General features: G+C 37.3%; 11 protein-coding genes. All 11 read right to left on the bottom strand.

Features of this window, described 5'->3' with window-relative positions; genetic code table 11:
- Positions 1–45: 45 nt before the first annotated feature.
- Positions 46–966: a dTDP-4-dehydrorhamnose reductase gene (gene rfbD, locus ACFFAP_RS30030; protein ID WP_375514635.1), complete on the bottom strand. Its 921-nt coding sequence runs from the start codon at positions 964–966 to the stop codon at positions 46–48.
- 414 nt (positions 967–1,380) lie between these two features.
- Complete coding sequence (locus ACFFAP_RS30025; protein ID WP_375514634.1) at positions 1,381–1,698, bottom strand: hypothetical protein; 318 nt, start codon at positions 1,696–1,698, stop codon at positions 1,381–1,383.
- Positions 1,699–1,729: 31 nt separating this feature from the next.
- Positions 1,730–2,275: a dTDP-4-dehydrorhamnose 3,5-epimerase gene (gene rfbC / locus ACFFAP_RS30020; protein ID WP_375514633.1), complete on the bottom strand. Its 546-nt coding sequence runs from the start codon at positions 2,273–2,275 to the stop codon at positions 1,730–1,732.
- A 116-nt stretch (positions 2,276–2,391) separates the two neighbouring features.
- Positions 2,392–3,468 (bottom strand): glucose-1-phosphate thymidylyltransferase, encoded by a 1,077-nt coding sequence (locus ACFFAP_RS30015; protein WP_375514632.1) that lies wholly within the window; start codon positions 3,466–3,468, stop codon positions 2,392–2,394.
- A gap of 84 nt (positions 3,469–3,552) precedes the next feature.
- Complete coding sequence (locus ACFFAP_RS30010) at positions 3,553–4,620, bottom strand: glycosyltransferase family 4 protein (protein WP_375514631.1); 1,068 nt, start codon at positions 4,618–4,620, stop codon at positions 3,553–3,555.
- Between the two features lie 185 nt (positions 4,621–4,805).
- The gene (locus ACFFAP_RS30005; RefSeq protein WP_375514630.1) at positions 4,806–5,654 is read right to left on the bottom strand and encodes a glycosyltransferase; all 849 of its coding nucleotides are present in this window, start codon (positions 5,652–5,654) and stop codon (positions 4,806–4,808) included.
- Positions 5,655–5,781: 127 nt separating this feature from the next.
- Positions 5,782–6,702 carry a glycosyltransferase gene (locus ACFFAP_RS30000; protein ID WP_375514629.1) on the bottom strand — a complete coding sequence of 307 codons (921 nt, stop codon included), beginning with the start codon at positions 6,700–6,702 and terminating at the stop codon, positions 5,782–5,784.
- An 82-nt stretch (positions 6,703–6,784) separates the two neighbouring features.
- Positions 6,785–7,870: an NAD-dependent epimerase/dehydratase family protein gene (locus tag ACFFAP_RS29995; protein WP_375514628.1), complete on the bottom strand. Its 1,086-nt coding sequence runs from the start codon at positions 7,868–7,870 to the stop codon at positions 6,785–6,787.
- A gap of 68 nt (positions 7,871–7,938) precedes the next feature.
- Entirely contained in the window at positions 7,939–8,610 is a 672-nt protein-coding gene (locus ACFFAP_RS29990) for a class I SAM-dependent methyltransferase (protein WP_375514627.1), read from the bottom strand.
- Positions 8,611–8,650: 40 nt separating this feature from the next.
- A complete protein-coding gene (locus ACFFAP_RS29985; RefSeq protein ID WP_375514626.1) occupies positions 8,651–9,721 on the bottom strand; it encodes an NAD-dependent epimerase/dehydratase family protein in 1,071 nt (356 codons plus the stop codon).
- 1 nt (position 9,722) lies between these two features.
- A complete protein-coding gene (locus ACFFAP_RS29980) occupies positions 9,723–11,039 on the bottom strand; it encodes a glycosyltransferase (protein ID WP_375514625.1) in 1,317 nt (438 codons plus the stop codon).
- Positions 11,040–11,249: the final 210 nt, after the last annotated feature.

Raw genomic sequence — 11,249 nt, 5'->3', positions numbered from 1 at the left:
GGACTAGGGACTGGGGACTAGGGACTGGGGACTAGGGACTGGGGACTAGGGAAGAGTCTTTCCAATCCCCAATTCCCAATCCCCAGTACCCAATACCCAATCTTGAAGCATTTGCCGGAGTCTTTGTCGCCAATGGGGCGGATGTGTTTCTAAAATTGCTGAAATTTTTCCACAAGCAAGCACAGAATAGGCAGGGCGACGGGCTGGTGTGGGATATTCGGCGGTTGTAATGGGGACAATACGATCAACTTTCAAAGGGAAGCCTAACTGTTGTGCTTCTTCAAAAATGGCGACGGCAAAATCATACCAGCTAGCAATGCCGCTATTAGTGTAGTGATAACTACCGCTAATTTCTGGGGTTAAGTGGGGAATTATTTGGGCTATAACTGTGGCTATATCTTGCGCCCAAGTCGGGCTACCTATTTGATCGGCGACGACACGGAGTTCTTGGCGTTCTGCACCTAGTCGCAGCATGGTTTTGACAAAGTTACTTTTGCCAAAGGTTCCATAAACCCAAGCGGTGCGGAGGATGAGGTGATGGGCGCAAGTTTCCCGAATTGCTTCTTCTCCAGCAAGTTTGGTTTTACCATAAATACTCAAGGGATTAGTCGCATCGGTTTCCTGGTAAGGGCGATACCCATTACCATCAAAAACATAATCGGTCGAAATATGAATTAGAAAAGCTCCTAATTTTTGGCTTTCCTGGGCAATAATTAGGGGTGCGATCGCATTAATAGCGCTAGCAAGTTCGGGTTCGCTTTCTGCTTTGTCTACAGCAGTGTAAGCAGCAGCGTTAATGATGATTTGCGGCTGTTTTGATCTGATAACGTTGCGGAGGGTATCGGGTTGGGCAAGGTCTACTGTTGGGCGTTCTACTGAGATAAGATTGCCGTAGGATGGGAGTATTTTTTGCAGTTCCTTACCCACTTGACCGTTGCTACCAATCAGCAAAATTGATTTACTCATCTTAATTAGTTCTCAAACCTAACGTAATCATAGAAACATCCTCGAAACGGCTGTAAAGCACTTGACTTGATTGCTGTAAAGGAAAGCCGAACGGCAGTTTTCACTGCTGTGGCTCTTCACGAAGAATATCCTTTGAATTTGTACTCAGTTGATAATGCATTCTGTGTTAATCGTTTTACCAGTATTTAGGCAATGTCAGCTAATTGTTTTTCTGGCTGGATCTTTTTTAGTTGGAGATTCTTGCCAACCAACGACATAACAAAATCCAAATTTTGAATGCTTGATTACTGAGCGATTCTGTCCGCAAGGGGTATTACGAAATCGCCTAGGGCGTCGCATATTGCGGCGAACTTCTACATTGTCTTTTACCCAATCAACGGCATGAGTCTGGATATTTAGATTTGTGCAATTCTCTTAACCTCTCACGGGTGCTTTGCAGGCAACATGAACAGCAGAAAGAAACGAGAGTTGTACGTTATCTCCAAATTTTTCTAGCTTCTGGCGCAATCCTGCAAATAGTAACTCTTTCGCTTGTGGCTTTAGTCTCCGAGAGGTACTTAAAAGCTTGAGGTAGTCATCAATGCTATAGGTGACTTCACACGCAGTTTGCTCGACAACCAACTCTTTAAAACAATTAGAGTCTAAAATCTCTTGTTCAAACCCCCTCAAAATCTCCGCTTGAATCTGGGCACCTTCATATCGAATAAAGGAGGGCGCATAAGCTTGATACACTGTCTCTTAAGAGCAGGGTTTATGACCAAGCTTAATCAAATACTTCAGCAGTTCTCAAAGGTTTCCCAGCTTGGTCTTTAGCTGATAAAATCGGTGGCGTACTTAGAGGCCAATCTATAGCTAAATCTGGATCGTTCCATTGAATTGTGCGATCGCCTTGGGGTACATAGTAATCTGTAGTTTTGTAGAGAACTTCAGCTATTTCTGAAAGCACGAGAAAGCCGTGAGCAAAGCCTGGTGGTATCCACAGTAGGCGTTTGTTCTCAGCACTGAGTTCATAACCCACCCACTTACCGAAGGTAGTCGAACTTTTTCTAATATCTACGGCTACGTCAAAGATGGTACCAACAATAGCCCGGACAAGTTTACCTTGGGGTTGTTGGATTTGGTAGTGTAGTCCACGCAGAACGTTCTGTTTAGAGTAGGAGTGGTTGTCTTGGACGAAGTTGGCAACAATACCTGTCTCTTGAGCAAATTTTCGGTCGTTGTATGCCTCAAAAAAGAACCCGCGATCGTCTGTAAATACTTGAGGTTCTAGTTGTATAACTTCGGGTATTTTGCTATGTACAATGCTCATCAATATTATTTCGAGTAACCCGCCACAGTGTTAATTTTGAGAGTAATTTAATGCTTGTATTTTACAGCTAACAGGTAGCACTTCGACCGTGGCTTGTCCTGTTTTTAATAAGTAAATTACGTTAGTTCAATTTGACAGTCATCACCAATTAGAAATCGTAAGGCTTTGGGGCGACGAGGTGCAAGAGTCAATTGTGCCCTTTGTCCAATTACACTATCAATAATACGCTGATGAATTCCAGCAATTTTAGCACCTTCTAAAATCACGCTGTGTTCTAAATCGGTATCAATGAGTGTGGCATTGTTGGCAATACTACTATAAGGGCCAATAAAGCAGTTTTCTAAATGACAATTGCTACCAATGACTACTGGCCCCCGAATTGTGCAGTTAATTACTTTAGATTTTGCACCGATTTGGACTCGCCCAATAATCTGACTTTGGGCATCGACTTCGCCAATAACTGATGCTGTTAGATAGGTGTCGAGAATCAATCGGTTAGCTTCTAATAAGTCATCTTTTTTACCAGTATCTAACCACCAACCTTGGATATTGTAAGATAAAACTTGTTTTTCCTGATTAATTAGGTATTGAATAGCATCAGTAATCTCCAGTTCGCCTCTAGCGGAAGGTTGAATATTTGCGATCGCATCATAGATGAGGTGAGAAAAGAAATAAACCCCTACCAATGCCAAATTTGAAGGAGGAACTTTGGGTTTTTCAATTAACTGTAATACCCGTCCGCTTTCATCGACCTCAGCCACACCAAAGGCGCTAGGGTTAGCAACTGAACGTAAGAGAATCAAAGCATCTGGCTGTTGTTGGCTAAATTGTTGCAGAAAATAACGTAACTCACCTAATTGAATTAGGTTATCGCCCAAGTACATGACAAAGGGAGAATCTCCTAAAAACGGACGGGCGATTTGGACGGCGTGAGCAAGTCCAAGTGGCTGGTCTTGTACAATGTAGGTAATGTTCGCTCGAAAGTATTCTCCATTTCCGGTTTTTGCTTGGACTTCTGCCCCAGTTTCCGGGCTGATGATGATGCCAATATCAGTAATACCAGCAGCAACCATTTCTTCAATGCCATACCATAAAACAGGTTTATTAGCAACTGGTACGAGTTGTTTTGCTCCACTGTATGTGAGGGGACGTAAGCGTGTACCTTTACCACCAGAGAGAATTAGTGCTTTCATTGGGATTGAGGATTAATTAGAAGTCATTAGTCAAGATAATCTGAAATCGGGACAAAATCTCAAATCCTGGCATTAGCTTATCTTTTATAGGTAGCGGGATAAGACTTCGACGGTTGCTTTTCCTGTTTTTTCCCAATTGAATTGTTGGGAGTGAGTGATACCTTGGTTAGAAAGGCGCGATCGCAACTCCGAATCAGTTGTAATAGCTTGCATTGCCTCTGTAATTTCTCCAATGTTGTAGGGATTGATCAGAATCGCCGCATCGCCAGCCACTTCTGGTAAAGAGGAGAGATTGGAGGTAATGACGGGGGTACCACAAGCCATTGCTTCTAGGACAGGTAAACCAAAGCCTTCCCACAGACTGGGGAAAACCAGAGCGATCGCTTGATTGATGATTTTTGGCAATTCGCTATAAGGAATATAGTCTAGGAACTTTACTTGATTAGTTATACCTAGTTCTGCAACTTGCGCTTTTAAAGTTGGGGTGTAACGGCGATCGCTTGGCCCTGCTAACCACAGTTCATAGTCTTTGCAGTTAGGTAACGCAGCAAAAGCACTGATGAGTCGCTGGATGTTTTTGTAAGGTTCTTGGCGACCAATGTAGAGAAAGTAGTTGCAAGTAGGTAGATTTAGAGGGGAGAAGTGAGTGCGATCGTAGGCGAGGGGGATGGGGGTAATTTTGTTTGCAGGAATTCCGTAAAACTTGGTGATGTCCTCAGCCGTAGTCTGGGAGATGCAAATAATGTGTTGTGCTTGTTTAAGGACTTGGGGAGTGTAGTAGCGGTGGTAAGGTATGAGTGGTGAAAAACGTTTGGGAAAGCGCAACGGTATCATGTCAAAGGACGTGATCACAAAGCGACAATTGCTATAAAGGGGTGCTTCTGGAAGCGAGGAAAATAAAATCTGGGATTTAAGCTTTCTATAGATTTGTGGCAATTGAAATTGCGTCCAAATAAGGCGAGCAAAATGACCTTTTACCCCTTGTTCTGCGGTTTGGTTAGGGGGAACTGGGTAACAGTTGTAACCAGGAATATTCTTCGAGACTAGGAGTGTAGGATAAAGTTGTTGTAAATGAGGCAGCAGGTTGAGAGCGTAGGTAGTGATGCCTGTGGGTTTAGTTACTAGAAATGAGAGATTGATTAATAATGTCATTAGAAATAATTAACTATAAAATAATTTAGTCTGATTTTGATTTCTCTCTACTAACTAATTAAATAAAAATTTTTAGTAGTAATGATGATAGTCTAAGCTAATTAAGATATTTTAAATTTAATTATTACCATTTTAATGTTTTCATATAAATGTTTTATTAAAATATTAATAGTAGATTAAACAAGTTATTTATTCTTGTTGCTTATTAGATAATCCCATATACCACAAATTTTTCCTAATGCAGCTTGTGGTTTTAATATAATCGCCAACATAGCCTTTAATAGTTGAAAAGTTAATCTAATACTAAATATAAATTTATTTGTATACTTATCCATTGTCAACAAATAGCTATACGTGCTACTTCTAATTTTTTTGAAAACATTCCTATTAGTAATACTTGATGGGTGATGCAGCACTGAAAACTTATTATTTATGGCAACTATATGTCCTTGATTAGCATAGCGTAAACAAAAATCTACATCTTCATAATAAAGAAAGTAAGCAGTATCAAAATAAGGGCATTCAGGAAAATTATTCAAATTAAGGATTAGACTACACCCGGAAACCCAATCGCAACAAACATAGTCTACATCCATGTTTTTTAATTTATTTTGTGTAATGATTGCGCCAGTTTTAGTAATAAAACTACCACCAGCAAACCAAACTTCACCTGTCGGTGTATAGATAAGTGTACCAAGAATTGAGATTTTTGGATGCGATTCAAAAAATGGCTTAACTTTATCTAAAGTATTTTCTTTTAAATAGGCATCTGGATTGATTATCCAAACAAACGCTTGGGGATCTTGAATATAGATCCATTTTAAGCCTAAATTACAAGCACAACCAAAACCTAAATTAGTCTCAGTATCAAAAATCGATACATATTCAGTTTTGAGATTGTCAATAGAATCATCATCGGGTGAATTATTGATGATAATTACTTTATAGTTAACATGGCTTATTTTATGTATGGAATTGATTAATTCCAAGACTAAATTCGTAGAATAATAATTAACGATTAAAAAATAAATCACTATAGTTGAATTGAGTTACAATATCAGTTAAGTTTTCTGAAAAATACTTAAAATAATTTGCTGATATAAATAATTTTATAGAATTATATGTTATTAATTACTTCGTTTAAATTCTATTTTTAACATATTAATACCAAGTTTTACCAAGCTTTCCTTGAAAACCGTGAAATGTTCCCAGCAAGCAAGCCCATATTTTTAAGGGTTTCTCTTCCGGGTCATATATAAAAATTGTAACTATCCTGCGAAGTAAATATTTTATGCGTCGCCCACAACTGGTTAGTCGATACAAACCTTGGGCGTAGCGAGTTTCTAAGTAAGTGTGGTTCCGAGTAATGTAGTAGTTACGTAGAGCAGAGTATTGGTGAATAATCACTTCTCGTTGAAAAAATTTTACTTTAAGTGGATTACCAAAATTATGATGCATGATAGCTGTAGTAACTATTAGATTATGGAATCCCTGTTGTCGTAATCTCAGTCCATAGTCGAGGTCAATTCCATCTATAAAGAATTCTGCACGAGGAGAGTCAACAGTTTTAGCAGCAGCAATGGAAATCAAAGAACCAGAAGTTATAGGAGAGTCACACTCATAAAAATTAACATCTTTATTGTGCTTGCAACCTATAAATTGGTCTTTTACAAAAACTGCTCCTTGTACAACTTTTGCAGTTTTGTGATCAATGGCAGTAGGAGCAATAATCCCAATCTTGTTACCATACTCTAGGGAAAACTTATTGTAAATTTTCAACAGAATTTCCAAACAATTCTTGGTCGGTAAACTGTCTTGGTCAAAAGTCCATAAAAAATCATAACCTTCCTTTATTCCCCATTCCAGCGCAAGTGCCAAACCTTGGCCAATGCCAATATTTTCAGGATAATGATGTATCAAAATTGATAGACTCTTATCAGGTTCTAGTAATTCTTTATCGGAATTGTCTACTACGAAAACAATATCTATTGGTATAGATTGAGATTTAATGGCTTGTACACACTTACTAGCAGCTTGCTTATCCTTATAGAGAGTTATGTAAGCTGCAACTTTTGGTGTCATTTATTTAGATGTATGTAACAACTTGATTTATAGGTTCTATATTCTAAATGATGAGCTAACAAAAATTAATATCTAGATACTTTTAAAACAACGTCTTAGAATAACCAATATTTCTAGATGCTTGAGCATAATAAATCTCCTCTAGTATCTGTTGAAGATTATATTGATATTCCCAAGTTGGATAGTGAGAACGAAACTTTTTTACATCTGAAATATACCAAATATGATCGCCAGAGCGGTTCTGTTCTGTATAAGTGTATTGCAGCTTTTTACCTACGATATTTTCGCAAATTGATATTGCTTCTAACATAGAACAATTGCTATGCCGAGAACCCCCAATATTATAAATCTCTCCACATCTAGGATTTTGGTAAACATGGTAAAAAGCATTGACAAGATCATAACTGTGTATATTATCTCTAACCTGTTTACCTTGATAGCCAAAAATGGTGTACGTTTGGCCAGTTATAGTACATTTCATTAAATATGCTAGAAAACCGTGCAACTTAGCACCAGAATGGTTGGGGCCGGTCAGGCAACCTCCTCTAAAGCTAGCAGTTTTCATGCCGAAGTATTTACCATATTCTTGAACTAGTATATCTGCGGCAACTTTAGAAGCACCAAATAGAGAATGTTTGGAGTTGTCGATTGTCATTGACTCATCAATGCCTTCTGTATATTGATGATTTGGTTCAATTTCCCAGCGACTTTCTAACTCCTGCAAGGGTAGATAGTTAGGAGTATCGCCATAGACTTTGTTAGTTGAGGTAAATATAAAAATTGCATCAGGGCAGTATTGCCGAGTTGCTTCTAGTAATACTAAAGTGCCGTTAGCATTAACTGTAAAATCTGTATGGGGGTCTTTTGCTGCCCAGTCATGGGATGGTTGTGCTGCTGTATGAATAATGAGAGAAATATCGGAGGAATATTCTTGAAATAGGTTTTCTATTGTGGAGCGATCGCGGATATCAATGTCATAGTGACGATAGCTATCACCGTACTTATCTTCTAGGATACGACGATTCCACTCTGTGGAAGCAGATTCACCGAAAAATACCGCCCGCATATTATTATCGATACCCACAACATTAAAACCATTTTGGACAAAAAAATGAACGGATTCTGAACCAATTAGACCAGAGGAACCAGTAATTAAAACGGTGGGCATAATATTTTAACTCACGTCATAGTACAATCAACAGTTTAGGATAAAATGGTCTTATACTGACAGTTAAACTAGAAAGGTTTAGATGCTTTGATAAACATCTGTCCTCCTAGAAAATTCCAAATAAATGGTAACTTAAGATAAAGCTTTAAAAGATTAGGCGACCCTGGTCTACCTTTAGTTGAATATGGCAAAAATCTGGGAATTAAAACATCAATTTTGAATCCAAGAGTATGTAGTAATTCTTGAAGAGAAAGATGGGTAATTGGTAATTGATGATCGATAAAATCATAATATTCCTTAATGGAATATTTGAAGTTTGGCTGTATAATTAATATCGCTCCTCCAGGTTTCAAGTAGTTAAAGCAAAATAACAAAATTTCAACTAGCTCTTCTTTATTATTTAAATGTTCGAAAAAATTGGAAATAAATATTTTATCAAAGCATTCCGTTACTTTCTCCTGTTCTCTTATGTTCAAAATATCTAGATTTAGTACATTGATATCAGCATTGGCAAATCCTTGAGAATCAGGATTGAGATCGATTAAATATTTTTTTCTGGCTTTAATATTATTAATAAACTCACAATAGCCTCCCCCAATATCTAAAATAACTGAGTCTTTTTCCACATATTTCTGTAAGAACTCCTCAATTAAAGTTTTCCACAGCGATATTTTAGCTCTTCTCTGTTGATGGTCAAAACGATTAGAGTAAAGTTTTTTAAGATATTCATCTTGTTTCATAGACCTTCAGACAACAAAAATTTTGTTTTCACTAAACGGTTTAAGATAATATAGGCTTAAGCGTTGTTTCATACTCAAGAATCCAGTTATAAATATCTCTGAGAGTTCGTTCTGGATTTATAATTGGTTTCCATCCAGTCTTCGAGCTTATCTTGGAAGAATCCGTAATATAAATGGGTATATCACCTTGCCTGGCTATTTCTTCTGATTTGATAGAAATAGATCTACCAGTAATTGCCTCGCATAATCTAGTAGTCTCTAATAAAGATAGACTATTATCAGCACCACCACCGACATTTAAAACATCTCCATCAAATTCTGAAAAATTTTCTAATTGATAATTAATCAAACTTAACAAATCTTCAATATGCAATAAATCTCTAACTTGTTTACCTGTACCGCCATAGCCTATGTAGCTTAGAGAGCTTCCAAAATAGTGTGCGGCTAACCACAAAACAAAAACACCTTGGTCAACTTTACCCATTTGCCAAGGCCCTGTAATTACTCCACAACGGTTGACTATTGCCTGAATACCATAAGCTTGCCGATACTCTTCGATTAGCATTTCCGAGGCAAGTTTGGTAGTACCATAAAGAGAACGGTAACTTTGAAGTGGAAATTCCTCAGCTATACCAAGATGAGATACTCCCGATATTGTCTGTTCAGGAGCAATGCTAAAGCGGGTTGGTAGTTCTACTAAGTTAACTGACTTAAGCGTTTCAATTGGATAAACGCGACTAGTGGAGAGGAAGAGTAAACGAGCCTGGATTTGTCTAGCTAGTTCAAGAACATTGATAGTTCCTAATAAATTCGTTTGCAGGACGTATTGTGGAGAGACAAATCCTGCAAGGACAGAAGGTTCAGCAGAACAATCAATGATAGTATCGACGACATTAAAGATTGTGGGATCTAAATCGCTAGGAGAGCGAATATCGCCGTGAATAAAGTCAATTTCTAAATTTTTAAATCTAGGAAGGTTTAGCTCTGAACCACGCCTTCGGAGATTATCGAAACATATAATTTTCCAGAATGGGTGATGCTTTTTTAAATTAATTGCTAAGGAACTGCCAACAAAACCAGCTCCTCCTAAAATCAGAATATTCTCAGCCATTTTATTTAAATTTTTTATTGAGTAGCAGTCTTTGTTTGCTTAAATGATAATCTCCACGCGATAAATGTTTTTCTAGCCAGATGTACAGAACTATAAACAAATACCGACTGCCCATTTCTTTTAGCTTTAGCTTAGAAACTCCTGTGGTTCTATTTCTCCAAGTTATGGGAATAGTTGTATAAGAATATCCTCTTACTATGGCTTTGAGTGGTATTTCTACTGTTAAATTGAAATGGTGAGATACTAATGGAGAAATACCTTCAATAACGTCTTTACGATAAATCTTAAATGCATTAGTCGTGTCGTTAAATTTCAAGCCAAATAGGATTTGAATAAAAAAGTTTGCTAAACGATTTACAATTAATTTGTGGCCAGGATAGTCAATTACTTTACCGCCTTTAATGAAGCGGGAGCCAAAAACACAATCGTAGCCTTCTTGCAGTTTATGGTAGTAAGATATGATGTCTTCTGGGGCATCTGAACTATCTGCCATAACCACCGCTACGGCATCCCCTGTAAAATTTTCTAACCCACAGCGAACTGCAAAGCCAAAGCCGTTAGGATAATAATTATTTACATAACGCAGCTTATGATTCTGAGAATTCATCTGCTGTAATAATTCCTCGGTTTTATCTTTGCTGTTGTCATTAACAACTAAAATTTCGTAGTCAATTTTTCCTTGTTCCAAAATTTGGCTAATAGCCTGAACAGTTTGAACTATGCAATCTTCTTCATTGTAGGCTGGAATTACTATTGATAAAGTCTTGACATATTTAGAAATATCTATATTATTTGATTCAGCTTTTCTGAAGCTAGAATTTAGTGAGAAAGCTGGAGCAAATGATTCTGGATAATATGTATCTGGCGAACTGTTTGATTGTGATTTATTATCAGATTTTTGTGCTGATGTTTTAAATACGAAACTATCACTAATCAAATAGTTAATTGATGCGCTCAAAAGTGCACCTATCACTGTGTTGATGGCATAGTTAACTTTCAACCAATCTAGAATAGGGAAGATAAATAAAATGCGAATAATAACTGCAACTCCAGCAGAAACATGGTATAGAGGAAGTTGTCGTAAAAAGACTTCTCTAAGGTTCCAAATACCTCCAGCCCAAACCCAAGTTCTATAGATAAAAAAACTGAAGACAAGTGAAATTTCAATAGTTACTATATTAGCAATATTTCGTAAGATAGGGGTATTAAAACCCAATTTTTCAATGAGGAGAAATATCAGTAACAAATTTAATGCTGCTGCTAAACTTCCACCGATAAAGAACTTAAATATCTTTGGTTGAAATAATTTTTTTAACATAAGGAACATTACTAAAATCTTAAATGAGTAATAAAAAATATCATTTAATATTTCTAAAAAATAAGAATCATTAATGTTATTTTATCTCTGTGTGATATGTACCAATTATTGGTATTGCAGAATTGGTGGTTGGGTTATAAATCCATGCTTTGAAGTCATATATCCCTCTGCCCAGGGTTTCAGATGCCACTTCTATAGACCATCCTGAGT

The sequence above is a fragment of the uncultured Nostoc sp. genome, assembly GCF_964245575.1.
Lineage (GTDB): Bacteria > Cyanobacteriota > Cyanobacteriia > Cyanobacteriales > Nostocaceae > Nostoc.
This window is presented reverse-complemented; position numbering and strand designations above follow the sequence as displayed.